The organism is Flavobacterium johnsoniae UW101 (assembly GCF_000016645.1).
GTDB classification, from domain to species: Bacteria; Bacteroidota; Bacteroidia; order Flavobacteriales; family Flavobacteriaceae; genus Flavobacterium; species Flavobacterium johnsoniae.
Window position 1 is genome coordinate 4980805 of sequence record NC_009441.1, and the last position, 14657, is coordinate 4995461.

Annotated in this window: 20 protein-coding genes; 4 read left to right on the forward strand and 16 right to left on the reverse strand. The window is 32.0% G+C overall.

Annotated features, from left to right (window positions below; translation table 11 throughout):
• Position 1: 1 nt before the first annotated feature.
• From FJOH_RS21440 to FJOH_RS21490, 11 genes are all read right to left on the reverse strand, one after another.
• On the reverse strand, positions 2–754 hold the full coding sequence (locus tag FJOH_RS21440; RefSeq protein WP_012026122.1) for a DKNYY domain-containing protein: 753 nt from the start codon (positions 752–754) through the stop codon (positions 2–4).
• A gap of 88 nt (positions 755–842) precedes the next feature.
• Entirely contained in the window at positions 843–1565 is a 723-nt protein-coding gene (locus tag FJOH_RS21445) for a DUF1963 domain-containing protein (RefSeq protein WP_012026123.1), read from the reverse strand.
• A 22-nt stretch (positions 1566–1587) separates the two neighbouring features.
• The gene (locus FJOH_RS21450; protein ID WP_012026124.1) at positions 1588–2532 is read right to left on the reverse strand and encodes a DUF6985 domain-containing protein; all 945 of its coding nucleotides are present in this window, start codon (positions 2530–2532) and stop codon (positions 1588–1590) included.
• Positions 2533–2998: 466 nt separating this feature from the next.
• The gene (gene tnpA / locus FJOH_RS21455) at positions 2999–3460 is read right to left on the reverse strand and encodes an IS200/IS605 family transposase (protein WP_044047982.1); all 462 of its coding nucleotides are present in this window, start codon (positions 3458–3460) and stop codon (positions 2999–3001) included.
• A gap of 231 nt (positions 3461–3691) precedes the next feature.
• Positions 3692–4255, reverse strand: coding sequence for a hypothetical protein (locus tag FJOH_RS21460; protein ID WP_012026126.1), 564 nt, complete (start codon positions 4253–4255; stop codon positions 3692–3694).
• 49 nt (positions 4256–4304) lie between these two features.
• Positions 4305–4676 carry a hypothetical protein gene (locus FJOH_RS21465; protein ID WP_012026127.1) on the reverse strand — a complete coding sequence of 124 codons (372 nt, stop codon included), beginning with the start codon at positions 4674–4676 and terminating at the stop codon, positions 4305–4307.
• 6 nt (positions 4677–4682) lie between these two features.
• Positions 4683–6044: a DUF6138 family protein gene (locus FJOH_RS21470; RefSeq protein WP_012026128.1), complete on the reverse strand. Its 1362-nt coding sequence runs from the start codon at positions 6042–6044 to the stop codon at positions 4683–4685.
• A 7-nt stretch (positions 6045–6051) separates the two neighbouring features.
• Entirely contained in the window at positions 6052–6729 is a 678-nt protein-coding gene (locus tag FJOH_RS21475; RefSeq protein ID WP_012026129.1) for an SMI1/KNR4 family protein, read from the reverse strand.
• 2 nt (positions 6730–6731) lie between these two features.
• Positions 6732–7445 carry an SMI1/KNR4 family protein gene (locus FJOH_RS21480; RefSeq protein ID WP_012026130.1) on the reverse strand — a complete coding sequence of 238 codons (714 nt, stop codon included), beginning with the start codon at positions 7443–7445 and terminating at the stop codon, positions 6732–6734.
• A gap of 24 nt (positions 7446–7469) precedes the next feature.
• Complete coding sequence (locus FJOH_RS21485; RefSeq protein ID WP_012026131.1) at positions 7470–8066, reverse strand: SMI1/KNR4 family protein; 597 nt, start codon at positions 8064–8066, stop codon at positions 7470–7472.
• A gap of 84 nt (positions 8067–8150) precedes the next feature.
• Positions 8151–8471, reverse strand: coding sequence for a winged helix-turn-helix transcriptional regulator (locus FJOH_RS21490; RefSeq protein ID WP_012026132.1), 321 nt, complete (start codon positions 8469–8471; stop codon positions 8151–8153).
• 153 nt (positions 8472–8624) lie between these two features.
• Here FJOH_RS21490 and FJOH_RS21495 point away from each other — a divergent pair, with 153 nt between their 5' ends.
• Entirely contained in the window at positions 8625–9542 is a 918-nt protein-coding gene (locus FJOH_RS21495) for a DsbA family protein (protein WP_044047984.1), read from the forward strand.
• A 44-nt stretch (positions 9543–9586) separates the two neighbouring features.
• Here FJOH_RS21495 and FJOH_RS21500 read toward each other — a convergent pair whose 3' ends face one another.
• The 3 genes from FJOH_RS21500 to FJOH_RS21510 form a co-directional block, all read right to left on the reverse strand.
• A complete protein-coding gene (locus FJOH_RS21500; RefSeq protein WP_012026134.1) occupies positions 9587–10285 on the reverse strand; it encodes an SMI1/KNR4 family protein in 699 nt (232 codons plus the stop codon).
• A gap of 9 nt (positions 10286–10294) precedes the next feature.
• A complete protein-coding gene (locus FJOH_RS21505) occupies positions 10295–10801 on the reverse strand; it encodes a YfbM family protein (protein WP_012026135.1) in 507 nt (168 codons plus the stop codon).
• A gap of 70 nt (positions 10802–10871) precedes the next feature.
• On the reverse strand, positions 10872–11345 hold the full coding sequence (locus FJOH_RS21510) for a CinA family protein (protein WP_012026136.1): 474 nt from the start codon (positions 11343–11345) through the stop codon (positions 10872–10874).
• Positions 11346–11582: 237 nt separating this feature from the next.
• Here FJOH_RS21510 and FJOH_RS21515 point away from each other — a divergent pair, with 237 nt between their 5' ends.
• Genes FJOH_RS21515 through FJOH_RS21525 form a run of 3 tightly spaced genes read left to right on the forward strand, consistent with a single transcriptional unit; the run spans position 11583 to position 12752 of the window.
• On the forward strand, positions 11583–12065 hold the full coding sequence (locus tag FJOH_RS21515; protein WP_012026137.1) for a hypothetical protein: 483 nt from the start codon (positions 11583–11585) through the stop codon (positions 12063–12065).
• 29 nt (positions 12066–12094) lie between these two features.
• The gene (locus tag FJOH_RS21520; protein WP_012026138.1) at positions 12095–12514 is read left to right on the forward strand and encodes a hypothetical protein; all 420 of its coding nucleotides are present in this window, start codon (positions 12095–12097) and stop codon (positions 12512–12514) included.
• Between the two features lie 13 nt (positions 12515–12527).
• The gene (locus tag FJOH_RS21525) at positions 12528–12752 is read left to right on the forward strand and encodes a metallophosphoesterase family protein (RefSeq protein WP_012026139.1); all 225 of its coding nucleotides are present in this window, start codon (positions 12528–12530) and stop codon (positions 12750–12752) included.
• Positions 12753–12911: 159 nt separating this feature from the next.
• Here FJOH_RS21525 and FJOH_RS21530 read toward each other — a convergent pair whose 3' ends face one another.
• Together FJOH_RS21530 and FJOH_RS21535 are read right to left on the reverse strand one after the other, a co-directional pair.
• Positions 12912–13292 (reverse strand): SpoIIAA family protein, encoded by a 381-nt coding sequence (locus FJOH_RS21530; RefSeq protein WP_012026140.1) that lies wholly within the window; start codon positions 13290–13292, stop codon positions 12912–12914.
• A 201-nt stretch (positions 13293–13493) separates the two neighbouring features.
• Positions 13494–14519, reverse strand: a complete 1026-nt coding sequence (locus FJOH_RS21535) for an NAD(P)-dependent alcohol dehydrogenase (protein ID WP_012026141.1) — start codon at positions 14517–14519, stop codon at positions 13494–13496.
• Between the last annotated feature and the right edge of the window lie 138 nt (positions 14520–14657).

Below are 14657 nucleotides of genomic sequence, written 5' to 3' on the forward strand. Positions count from 1 at the left end.
TTTAGATTTTAGTTCTTTTTCCCATATAATAACTGTATTCCTTATCAAAAGCATATCCTCTTTCATCCATAACTTTAAAATGAAAATCGGTCAGGCTTTTGGTTTTTATCACTTTTACTTCATCATTGATTGTTCTGATGTAATAAGCATATTTATCATCTTTAGCATAAAAAACATTATCGCATTCTAAATAATAAGTTCCGTCTAAACAACCTTCCAGAACTTTAAATGTATTTGGATTGGCTTCTGGAACTATATTTCCTTTAAAGAAAACATGGTTTTTATCTAAAGCCAGATTTCCAATTAAATCCGGATGCGGAATTGTAAATGACTCTAAATCGACATTTTCAATCAGTTTTACGTCTCCAAAATATAATTTATCGCCAACCTGAATGTGATAATTATTGAGGTGTTTGGCTTTACTCAGATCGAAAGGCATCTTATCATCATGCCGAAAATAATTTCCATTTGAAAATGTATATCCTTTTTTAATATCTATTACTTTAAAATCATTAGATTTTGCATCTTCAAGAATCGCAAAAGCGGTAAAAGCGCTTTGAATATAAACATGGTTTTTATCTGTAAAATAAATCGTTGATGCAAAACCATCATTGTCATATTCTGCGTTTGTGACTGTTATTTTAAAAGTTTCAAAATCAATCGTTTTGTAAAACTTTTTAAACACTTCGCTTTCATAACAAAGAATAAATTTGTTGTCTATAATTTTATAACCATGTCCTAGATCTTTAATCATGATCGCTTTATTTTTATTTTTTATCTAATTATTTCGAATTGATTAGAGCTTTTTTGGACGTATACAGATAATGGAACTTACAGCCATTTCATGATTGTCCCCAGTGGAATTCACAGTTATCAAATTTAAGGGCTTTAAGATCATTTTTATCAATTAAAACACTAAAAACACCTTCGTCATTAAATCCGTTTTCCCCAATCTGCAAAAGCACTATTTTATCTGAATTTACTATTTCTAATATCTGCTTTTCCTGATACTGGCAGTGTGTAAAAATTCCGAAGATTTTAGAGGTTTCACTTCCTTCAAAATAATCCCATAACAAACCATCTTCGTTTGTATATTCTTCTTCATCTTCGTATTCTGGTTCACGGTAACGATTTGAAAGATTTTCAGTATTGGCAAAAACCTCTTTTATCAATACGCCTTCAAAAAAGTTGTCTTCATGATCTTTAACCACTCTAACCAATTCACTGTTGTCAACATCTGCATATACTGCCAAACCTTTATCTTCCATGATATCAGCAAAAAAGAATAAATGTCCGGTTTTAGGCAAAAGTCCTGATGTATCGTGCGGTGCAATTTGTTTTAAATCTAACTGACCGGCAAAGCGCAGCTCATCTGGGTATTCGAAATCTTTTGGAAGATCGGCAATTGGACCGCCATAGCGGGAATGCCCAAGCGGAATATCTAACGTGCTTGCTTTTACCAGCAATCCATCTTCTAACAGGATTTCAGGCATTTTTAAACTGTCTCCATAATAATGTTTGGTAGCCGGACGTAATTCTATTATATCAAATGTTTCTTTTTTCATTTGGTTTAGTTTTATGGTCAATTTATTTGCTTTTATTATTATCCTTTTCGGCAATCCAAGTTAAAAATGCGGTATCGGCACCTCCTATTTCAACAATTCTGTTTTTATGTGTCATCACGCCCAAGCCGTGTTCGCTGTCCCATGAACAGGAGAAAAGAAAACCAATGTACGGCAGATCGTCTTTAAAAACAGATGTGACATAAATCGATGTTGGCGATATCAAATTTGCAAAATCTTTTATGGTTGTTACATCCGGCATAAAATCGGGTTTGTCTTCTTCACTGTAACCATAGTCTTTCTGCCAGTCGGGATATACTTTTAGTAATTCTGTTAGAATACTTTCCAGTATTTCAGTTTGATTGTTTTCAAGATATTCGATTCCATTTTCGTGTTCTTCCCTGAATTCTTCTTCCTCGTCATCATCAAATAATATTTCACATTGTATTTCCGATTCTTCTTCATTAAAAAATGACTGCCATTCTTCTAATTCAACCCATTCGAAATAATCATCCTGACCTTCTTCCTGTTTTGGAAGTTCACGTGGATTTTCTAAATGTTTATTGAAAAATTCATAACAAAAAGGTGCTCTTGTAAATATATAATCGGGATTTTCGTTATAACACAAATTGAAATATTCTAACGCTTTTTCTTCGTTACCACATTCTAAACAGCATTGTCCTTTGTAATAATTTCGAATGTAAGGTTCGTTTCTGCCCGAAGCTGAATGACGGTCATTCATATCAAGCCAGCGTTTCATATTCGGGAAATCTTTTGCCCAGATATATTCATTGGTCATTCTGCCGGTAATGATATAGGCCTGATAAATATTGTATTTTTCATCATCGGCTTCTGCCCATTTTTCTTCAATAAAACTAATCAAATCTTGTTTGGTCAGTTTGTTTGTTTTTAATGAAAATTTATCTAAAAACGTGTCTATTACGTTTATAATGCTTTCTGCGTTTGACATTTTTTCTATTTAATGATTTTACTACCAACGAGATGTTCCTAACGGAACATTTTTTCGATATGCTTTTTCTATATATGATGTTCTTAACGGAACATTTAATCTACCTACGAGATCGTTCCTAACGGAACATTTTTTCGATATGCTTTTTTTCCTATATGATGTTCCTAGAGGAACATTTAATCTACCTACGAGATCGTTCCTAACGGAACATTTTTTCGATATGCTTTTTCTATATATGATGTACTACCGACGATATGTTCCTAGCGGAACATTTTTTCGATATGCTTTTTTTCCTATATGATGTTCCTAGAGGAACATTTTTTCGATATGCTTTTTCTATATATGATGTTCTTAACGGAACATTTTTTAAAACAGATATATAACCTTATGTTCCGTTAGGAACATATCGTTGGTAACACCAATAACTGCTTAGGTTCATATCGTTCCGTAGGAACGTTTGAAATCACTAATCTATAGGTTCTTTAAAAATATACTGCTCATCATATTCTACTTCAAATACCTTTAAAAACTTTTGATATTCTTCTAAAAACGTTTCTTTTTTATGGTGTTCTTCTTGATTTTGTATGTATCGAATCACACTGGGAACATGACTTCTGGAATAAGAAAAAGCACCATAACCTTCCTGCCACGCAAAATATGATGCTAATTTTTGCTCTTTAATCCATTTGCTTGTTTCTGTTTTGATATTCTGAATAAGAGACGAAATAGATTGTGTGGGCCTCATGCCTATAAATATATGGATATGATCGGGCATACTGTTTATACACAACATTTTGTGTTGATTGCTCTGAATTATTCCAGTTATATATTGATGTAATCTTTCCTTCCAATCTTTTGTGATTAATGCTTTTCTATATTTCACTGCAAAAACAAATTGAACATGCAGCTGTGTATATGTATTTGCCATAATAAACATTCTATTGATACTAATCAAACGTTCCTACGGAACGTAAAATTATTGCGAATTATTTTTTTTTCTACCGACGAGATGTTCCTAGCGGAACATTTTTCCGATACGCTTTTTCTATATATGATGTTACTAACGGAACATTTTTTTTCGATATTGTAAACGTTCTGGGGGACATTTCGTTGGTAACATCAGTAGAAACGTTTGATGAATTGCTATATGATATTCTTTTTATTCCTGATTATTCTTTATCCAGTTTTTTAATTTCAAATCTATTTTTGCTCTATCCTCTCTGGTATCATAGTCTTTTGTAATTTTTTTTTTCTGACGCATTTTTTTTAAATAATTATAAATCAAATCAAACTCTTTGAAGGCTTGCAATCTAAAATTTTGTTTGTAAAATGTTAATATTTCATCAAAGCATTTTTGTATTTTATTCTCTTCTAGAAAATCTAAAACCTTATTGCAAATATTTAAATCGAGACTGAAATTATCCCAATTTTGAATGTGATCTAAATAATCATCCCTATTGATGTCACAACGATTTTTCTCCCAAAACATATATTGACAACAAGCAATTCTTTCTTCAAATGGTAATGTAATTTCTAGTTTTTCTAAATGAGCTCTCAACATTTGCCCCTTTTTAAATCCTGCACCAAAGCCAATAAAATATTCTTTATTAGTTGTTTTGAATTCAAAATTCCCAACAAATTCAATTAAAGACAAACCACAATTTAATCCTTCTTTATGACCATCGATTTCTCCTTGTGCTATTGGATGATACATTCCACTCATTATCTATTTTTGTTCATTAAATCATTAATTTTATTTAAATACTCTAAAATCAAAATATTTCAACATTTTCATTTCCTTCATCATCTTCTTCCAAATACAACTTCCAATTTAAGGCTTTTGCAATTTCCAAAAAAGTTTTAATGTAAAGCGTTTGGTCAACTCCTTCTCTTTTAGAACAAACAATTGCTATCAAATTAATAAATGGAATTTCTTTTTCTTTTACAGCGAAATTTCCATCTTTAGTTTCCACTAAAACTAAATCTACCGAAGGAAAACCATCAGCATTAGAAAAGTTCTGATTTCCATTCTGCTTAAAATATTTAGTCTGTAATATAATATCAACAACTGTTTTTGTGCTTTCTTTTTGAGAAAATGATAAGTCACTTTGAATATTATAGTAATTGTATATATCGCTCCACATTTTATTTTATTTATCTGCAATCTGCAATTTTTCAAATATCAATCTTTGCTCTTCATTTAATTCTTTTACAATTTTGGTAAAACCTTTACTTTGTCCAAAAGTGGTATACATAATACTTCCCCAGCAGTAATCTGCCATTTCCTGCGTATCGTTTCCACTGTCTGAATACTCTTTTATATCTTGATCTGTAAAATAATAAGCTGCAAAATTTTCTTTGCTGTCTAATAATAATTTCAAACTGTTTTCAGCAGAAAAATACGCAATAAAGGCTTTATTATGCGGATGCTCCTGCATTGACAACAGTGCATTAATATATACACGGATTGACTTTTTGGTTACGCCGAATTTTTCTAAAAAAACCGAAGTAAATTTTGCCTGAATCGATTGGTGTTCTTCATCTACAGTTTTATAATAATCGATGAGTGTTTCAAAATATTTTTCGTCTTGCAATCCTAAAGCAAAAACGGCAAAGGTCGAAGGCATGGCACAATTTTCATCTTCGAGGTTATTGTACCATTCGTATTCTTTTTTCGAAAGATTAATGTATTCTAAAATGCTTTTATGAAGGTTTGGATATTTAACCGCTCCGGCAAACAGATAGTTCTGTCCGCATTTTGGAAGTCCTTTTACAGGAAGCAGTTCTTTGTTTTTTGATGAAAATGCTATTTCATAACTTTTTGGAAAATCTGATTCTAGAAGAGCATTCACAAAATTCAATGCTTTACCATAACTTTCTTCTGTTTCATCATTGAGTTTGATATTTATTGTAGCAAAAACATCATTAGCTTTAGCTGTAAAATCACTGTCTTTATAATTTGTCAGTTCTTTTGGGAGTTTTCCTGTTCCAAATTTCTTAAGTTTTTCTACTTCATCAGAACCTAATTCAGTTACGATATCAAAATATTCATTTGCTGTAACCGAGGCATAACTTGGTCCGTATTTAATATGAGAAACCGCTAAATAACATAAAAAGCTTAAGAGTTCTTTTTGATCTTCTGACAAGTCTGGCTGAGAATGATTTTCTTCTGTTTTAGGAATAAAAATCTTGTATTTGCCTTTTTTAACTCTTTCAAAAGTATTAAAAACCAGTTCTTCTGTTTGTTTTCCAAGCGAATAATAGTAACTATCAAATCCATTTAACTTTCTTAATTTTTCAAAAAAAGCAATATACTGGTCTTTTGAGAAAGCTCTGGTTGTGAAAAAATATTCAATAATTTTACCAAGAAGGAATTTTTCTCCCGTGTCCAGAAGATAGGGATTTGGATAAGCTTTATCTACTTTAACCGTTCCGTTTTCTATAGCTTCAATGAATCTCTCCAAAAGCGATTCGTTTCCTTCAATTTTTACTAAATAATTTAATTCTCTCATTATAGTTTTATTCGTTTTCTTGTAATTTCTTTAAATCTGCTTCTATTCGTTTTTTTGAAAGCAGATACGTTTTTAAATCAACTTGATTTTTCGTTTTATTTTCTTCCAGTTCTTTCAATTCAATACGCAGTTGTTTGTATTGAAGTTCTTTTTCTGAAAGCTCTTTTTCAGGATAAAGTATATCGAGTTCATCTTCGACATTGGTTGTTTTGCTCAAAACTTCTTCGAGTGTATTTCCTAAAAATACCCAGCAGTCGTCATCATATCCCAGATTTCCAGCCGGAACCAAAATTATCGGAAAACCATTATTTTCTCTAAGATCATAAGCATAAAACTTTCCGCCGCCGTTAAATGCTATTGGCAGAAATGCCGGCGCCCAAATAGGGAATCCGTAATTTATATACATCTGCCGAATTTCTTCTAAGGAGAAAAAACCAAATTCACGTTCGCCGTTTATAATGCCTCCGCCGTTTGAATATTGTAAAAGCTCAATATATTCTTTGGGAAGTTTAAGCTGATGCGGAATAGGAAAATATTTTGAATCTCTGCCGTTTGGATACAAACTTTCGATATCTGGAAAGTTTTCAAATTCTTCTTTTGAAAATGGTTTTGTAAAGAAATCGTCTGAAACCAATTCTGTTAAACCGGACTGTTTATCGAAAAAGCTAAATTTACTGAACCACATAACTATTCATTTTCTTCATCTTCATCATCGTCGTCATAAGCTTCGTCGTCATCATACGAAAGGTAAGACCAATCGATGTCTATACAATCCAGAATTTCGTCAAAACGATTTTGATCGCTGGTTCCGATAAAAGCAGCAGTACAATTTTTATTTTGATCGAATGACAAACTAATTACATCATAAAAATTGTTTGTATATACTTTTTGATTGTCTCTGCTTATTTCGGGTGCAGATTTCCAGTTTTCTTCCACAAATTTTACAATTTCTGAATCTACTGGACCTAAATAATTTCCATTGTATTTCAACCCTCCTAATGTTCCGTTATATACGCCCATAAACAGAAAGAAATTATCTGTAGTCTGGGTTTCAATTTCCCAATCTGATTGTTCGATGGTATCGTAACTTCCGTAAACCGGGGGATTATCCAGTTTTAAATCGTCTTTTTTAATTCCCCACATCGCCACAACCTGATTTTCTTCATAAATAACCAGAACATCATCTTCAGAGAATTCAATTTCTCCATTGGGTTTCATTAGTCGGTTATGTGCGTAATTAAGGTTTTCTTCTTTTCCTAATTCCAGATAATATTCTTTGAGTTTTTTCGGAAATGTAATTTCTAAATCTTTTTCGACTGCGAGGATTTCATCTTCAGAAAATCCGTAGTTTTCCTTTTCAGAAAGTCCGTAAAGGCGTTTTATTTTTTGTATGTAGTTCATTGTAAAGTCTTCTTTTTTTAGAGATTAATATCTCCATTTTTTAACCGTTTTTTCGTCCAGCAGGTCTATAACAATTTCTTCTGTCCAATTATCAATTTCTTTATCATCAGAAAAATCATTTTGGGCAAAAATTAAACAACCTTTTAAATAGTCATCAACGGTATCAAAAAATTTAGTCAGGTAAGGTTTGTCGTCGTGGTCGTAGTAATAGATTTCTTTTGTTTCGCTGTGAAAGCAAAACATATTTCCGTTGCCTAAATAATCGCTGAAAGAAATTAAATATGGTAAAAGTAATTTATCTTCTTCTGTAAAATCAGGACCATATTGCGGTGCATCTGACCAAATATCTTTTATCCAGTCTACTTCTTCAAAGTCCTGAAGCTGTTCGCCAATATCAGCGATTCCGAATGTTTCGTAAAATAATTTTAAATTTTCTGGTAATGCAGTTCCTAATTTTGTTTCGAGTGCCAGAATTTCTTCTTTTGAAACAGGTTTCTTTAAATCATCTCCAAAATTATCAGCAATGGCTTCGATAATTTTTTTTGTATTTATTTTCCAGTCCGGATCTCCAATTTTGTTAAACGGAATCAGAATATCGTCTTTTTTATGTATCTCAATCATGGTGCAGGCTTATATATTTTACGAACTGTGAAAATACATAATTCCTTGTAAGATTGCAATTACTTTATGATTGATAATACAATCTTAATTATTCTCAGAAAAAAATTCAAGCTGTTTAAATACCGGAATAAGCGATTTTCCTTTTTCAGATAATGTATATTCGATGTGGAGCGGTTTTAATTTGATAATGTTTTTATCTAAAAGTCCAAATTCTTCCAGCTCGCGCAGTGCGGTAGAAATAGATTGTTTGTTTGCGCCTTTAATGTCTCTCAAAAGTCCGTTAAAACGTAATGGGCCGGCTTCAGCCAAAAGAAAAATCTGTGGTTTCCATTTACCTGATAATAATTTTAGAAGTCCCTGAGCCGGACATTCGTTCTTTTTTGGGGAGCTGTTTTCTGTAGTCATCTTTTTTAGACTAATTGACTGGTGATTAAATACGGACGAACTTTGCGTAAAAGTAAAAAACTAAGTGTAAATAAAACAGTTGTTATGAAAATACTACCGCTGTTGTTAATCTTGATTTGCAGTACCAGCTGCCAGTCGCAAACTAATTCGAAAATGAACGAAAACAAAACAAATCCGTTATTGTGTGATCCTGTAAATGGTATGTGCGAAATGCCGGCGGGTGAAATATCAAATGAAAAAACGGTTATTAAAACAGAAAATAAACCTGTAAAAATAATTTATTATACAGATCCTATTTGTTCTTCATGCTGGGGAATTGAGCCTCAGCTTCGAAAATTAAAACTGGAATATGGTGATTATTTTGAAATTGATTACAGAATGGGCGGTTTACTGCCGGATTGGAGTTACAATAGTGGCGGAATCAGTAAACCATCTGACGTAGCACATCATTGGGACGAAGCCAGTTTGCATTATGAAATGCCTATTGATGGCGATGTCTGGCTTGAAGATCCGCTGGATTCTTCTTATCCGTCTTGTATTGCCATGAAAGCGGCGCAGATGCAGGATAAACAAAAGGCTATACATTTTATGCGGATTCTGCGTGAGAAATTGTATCTCGAAAAGAAAAATATTGCGAAATGGGAAAATATTGCCGAAGCTGCTAAACTGGCAGATCTGGATACCGAAAAGCTGAAAAAGGATTTTGAAATTGATGCTGTAAAGCTTTTTAGAAATGATCTAAACATGGCAAAAAATCTGAATGTAAGAGGTTTTCCGACTTTTTATTTTTCTGACGGAAATAACAATCAATTAACAGTTTATGGCTCTAAACCTTATGCTTCTTACGAAAATGCCCTGCTTGTCCTGGTTCCTGATGCCAAAAAGAAAAAGTTTGAAAATAAAAATACTTTGTCTCTTTTTGAAGTTTACCCAACACTGGCTCCAAAAGAATATGCAGTTATTCAAGATATATCTCTTAAAGATGCCGAAATCATTCTCGAAGAATTGTTACGAAAAGGAAAACTGGATAAAAAAACCATTAAAAATGGTTCGCTGTACAGTATAAAATAGTTTTAAAAACAAAAGCCGTAAAAAGATCTTTACGGCTTTTGTTTTTATTTGATTTGATCATTAATCAATTTGACAATTTTATCTGTTTCTGTTTTAAATTGTTTTTGATATTTTACTCTTACAGCGCTTTTACCAATGTTGTCAAAATAGACCCAGCCACCAATTTTCTGGATGATATATTTGGGTTGTGTTTGTAAATTATATGATTTATCAACTGGGATTTGATCCAGAAAGATTTGATGAACAGTATCGAATAGTGTTTTATTTAAGGAACCGTTTTTTATAAAACTAATATATTCCTGTGCAAAATTATAAGATGGGTCAAAATACAAATCATTTCCCAGCTTATACTTTTCGGCATAATAGTTTATTACATTTTCTAAGTTTTCAAAATAAATTACTTCGTCAGAATGCCGGGGAAGCAAAACAATAGGATTTTCATTATTGTTAATTACTGTAATTATATCTCCGTCTATAGTTGCTGCAATGGTAAGTGAATTGAGTATAAGCTGTTCTTCTTTTTCGGTTAAAGTCCAAAAATCCATATAATCGCTAAAATTCGATTTAATGAAATCTTTGTCTGGCTGCTGCATCATTACTAATTCATTTATAGAACCTAAACCGTAAAGTATCAAAAACGCTTTATAATCTGGAGGTAGAGAAAAAGATATTTGATTATCAATTTCTTCAATTTCTGGTTTCGATAATGGTTTTGGTTCACCAATAATGTAAAGGTTGGTCATATTACTACTTTAAAGTATACTCACAATAACATGATGCTGTGTTTCTAAGGCTTTCTTGTAAAATTTAAGAAGCTCATCAAAAGCAGCTTTAAACTCTTTAATTAATTGTTCTTTATTTTCATCCCAAATTCCTTTTGGATAAACTTTATTTTTTTTTAATATTAACGGATCAAAATTGGCTACTAAAATATCAAAATCAATTTTTTCCATTTCGTCTATTATTCCTTTTATTTCATCATTCTCTGTAAAACTAATAAAATCAGCATCTTCATCTTCACTAAAAGTATTAATCCCTACAATAGCTTCACTAAGTTTATTGTCTTCAATAGGTTCTGTTGCCGAAACATTAGTTAAAAAGCAATGTAAGGCATCCCAAATTTTATCTATATCTATAGAAAGAAACTTTTTACTTTCTTCAATTTCAAATATTCTATCTGTCAAATCTTCATCATCTAAATCTATTAAATAATCTAATGTTTCTTCATCAACCATCAAATATTCAGCTATCATTCCCATATTTTTTAATTTTAAAACTTTTACAAAAGTATTATTTTTGAAATAATAATCCTACATTAAAAATATACTTTTAAATTCCTTCCAAAATCAATTCAGCTGCTGCATCAATTGCCTGATTAATTATACTTTCGGGATTTCCAGTAAATTCAAAACGACGCGCTGTTTCTTTATCCGAAAAAATGATATGAACAAAAATGGTTCCAACGGGCTTTTCTTCGTTTTCACTTCCGCCTGGAGTTGTAAGTCCGGTTAAGGCAACGCAGATATCTGAATTCATGTAACGATAAAAATTCTGTGCCATAAGTTTGGTCACTTCTTCAGATTCTGCACTGTATTTTTCGATTGTTCCCCACGGAATATGAAGCAGATCTTCTTTCATTGAAGAATGATAACACACCATTCCTCCTATTAATATTCGTCCGGAATTAAAAACTGTCGAGAATTCATAACTCATTTTTCCTGCCGATGCGCTTTCTACAAATGTTATGGTAAGATTTTTTTTAATCAGAGCTTGGCAGCAGGCGGTTACTTTATCAGAAGCCATTTTCTATTTTGTTTTAGTTAAACAATTTTACTAATCAAATTTAAAATGGATTGCAGAAATGAAACTTACATAATTTCTTACAGTTATTATATTATAAGTAACTGTTAATTATGCAGCTATAATGTATTTTCCTGTAAGATGTTCAGCTGGTTCTCTTGTTAATTTTGTAAAAAACACAGTATTAGTTGCTGAACTTTTCGGCAAAAGGCAGAAAATAATAACTAAAATAATCATGTTATGGAAAAGCAAAACAACTTTGAATATGGTCAGACAGATCCTGACTATATCGATCAAAATACACTAATTGATGGTACTTACTATAATGATGATCAATATAGTAAGGAGTTAACAAAGGAAAGTCCACAGGAATTTGGAGAAAGCGATCCAGATATAATTGAACAAAACACTCTTGTTGATAATGATAATTATGCAAGAGATGAGGACCAATATCAATATCAGGAGGAATTTATTGAAGATCTGAATCATCCTGAACAGGATTTTGAAAAGAATACCAATATAAGAGCAGAAAATATCCCGAATCAGGAACGAATTGTAAATGAAGATGATCTGATTACTAACGACGGTAATCGTGATGATTTTGATGATGATTCGGAACCAGATTATGATAATGATCTGGAAAAAGACAGTGATCTTGACGATGATGAGGAACTTGATGATTTTGATGCTGAGCATTATCCGGAAAATCATCCTAGAGAGTAGAATAAAAATTAGTTTAAAAATATGGTTTTATGACTTTAGCAGCTCAAATTGTCTGGTTATTTGTTCTGGCTGTTCCTATAGCCTGTATAAGCTGGACGGTAACACATGAAGAAATTTTTAGAGAACCTCATGAATGGTGTGTCAAACGTTCTAAAAATGACCGATATATTTTGTCAAGAAAGTTTTTCTATCTGCTTACTTGCGAATACTGCTTCAGCCATTATGTTACAATTGCATTTTTAATTCTCTGCAATTATAAACTTTTGTTAAACGACTGGAAAGGATATATTTTGGCGGGATTTTCGCTGGTGTTTATAGCAAATGTTTATATGAGTTTTTTTGCATTGCTGCGTCAGGCCATAAAAAAAGAAAAAGTTGAAATTGAAAAAATTGAAACTGAAACCGATAATGAAAAAAATGTCACACAAAATAAAAATACGTTTAATTAAATAAAGAAAAATCATGGAAAATTTACAGTTTATCGACCCATTATTGCACGGAATCAAACCTATTGAAAACAATACAAAAAACCTTTCTGTTAAACAGCTTGCCTGCGCGGGTATTGGTTCTCTTTTAGTAGGAGCCGCTTTAAAGAAGACAGGACATAATAAAGCTGCTGCCATTGTTGGAAGTCTTGCTCTGCCATTATTGTCTGCAGCAGTTTATAAAAAAATAGCAAATAAATAAAAGGGAAAAACGTTTGCTGATTGCGAAAATGCCCGTTAAGGTTTAAAACCTAACGGGCATTTTCTATTAATGTCATGTTTATATCTTGCTGGGTAATTTTTACGCACTCTGGTTATTTAAAAACCAGAAATGATTTGAAACCAAAAATAATATCTGATTTTAATTTGCAGGAAGATTAATATTTCCTTCTACCCAGTTTAAAGCTTTGTTAAATGCTTCTTTTTTAAAGCCGTGAAACTCTCCTGGAACTACATAACTAAATCCGTTAGTAAAAGAGATAATATCTTCAGAATCTGTTACAATTGCAGCTCTGTTCCATTTTCCTAAATGTTTTAATCCTAAAAGAGCGTCCTGTAGCCATGCTCCTGCTGTAAAATTTTTAATATCGGTATCTAAAACTAATAAAAAGTTAATTTCATTGGTTTGTTTTACCAAATGTTCTACTGCTGGTACAACTGCTGTTAAAAAATCGTCTTTTGTTACTTCTGCCAATGCTCTAAAAGCAACAATATTATCGGTAGTGTCAATTTGATGTATCATGATTTTTATTCATTTTGAGTTATTTTTATACAATTTCTGCCGAGACATCGCCAACAATAATTAGTCTGTCTGACAGATCAAATTTAAATATAGATCAACAGATATATCTTACATTTTTATTATCTGTTTATTACACAATAACTATGTTTTTTTTAATTTTTAGCAGAAGAAACAAAAACAATTTTAAACCCTATTTTTTAGTTATGGAACTAATACTGCTCTTCCTTTTATTTGCCCTTTTCTTAATTTATCATACACTTCAACAGCTTCGTCTAATTTGAATTTTTGAATTTCAATTTTTATTTTTTTCTGAAGTGCAAGTCCTATCACTTCCATTAATTCGGTTCTGGAACCCCAATACGGATTGGTCATGCTTACTCCAAAAGGCAGTACATTCATGTTGTATTCGTATTTTCCTCCTCCAAGACCTACAATGGTTAAATCTCCGTCTAAACCAACAATTTTAGTTCCTAAATCTATTGTTGATGAAGCTCCAACAAAATCTATTACCACTTTTGCTTTTTTGATTCCGGTAATGTTTCGTATTTGTTCTGCTGCATCTTTATCCATAGAGTTAACGACATGAGCAGCTCCTAATTTTTTGGCAAAATCTAATCTTTCCTGAGTAATGTCGCAGGCAATAATTGCAGAAGAGCACATTTCTGATAAAATTTGAAGTGCAACATGTCCTAAACCACCTACTCCTATTACTACAACATATTCATCAGGCATTAATTTTGGAAGTGAACGTTTTATGGCAGAATATGGTGTTAAAGCGGCATCTGTTAAAGGTGCTGCAACTACGGGATCTAAATCATGAATTGGTACTAATAATCGTGAAGACGGCACAAGCATATACTCTGCCATACCTCCGTTTAAACCTAATCCGCCTCCGTAAGCCATTTCTGATTGGTGGTCACAATAATTTTCATTAGAATGCTGACACGGTTTACAATGTCCGCATCCCCAGGGACCGTATACTAAAACGGCGTCGCCTTTTTTAAAACCTTTTACATCATCTCCTATTTCTTCAATCCATCCTGCATTTTCGTGTCCTAAAGTAAATGTTACTCCCGAGACTATTCCTTCATCAATAATATGAAGGTCTGAATGGCATACTCCTGCTCCTCCTATTTTTAAAAGTACCTCATCTCCTTTTGGCGATGGTTTTTCAAGATCATTTACAATTCTAACGTCGTTTGTTCCAAAAAATCGTACTGCTTTCATGAGAATTTATTTATAAATTATACTAGTAAATTTACTAAAATAAAAAGTGCGATATGTTGTCATTAAGGCATTTTATAAATTTATTAACTCAAACCGAAACTAAAAGAAAAAGCCTGTTTCTTCCGAAAACAAGCTTTT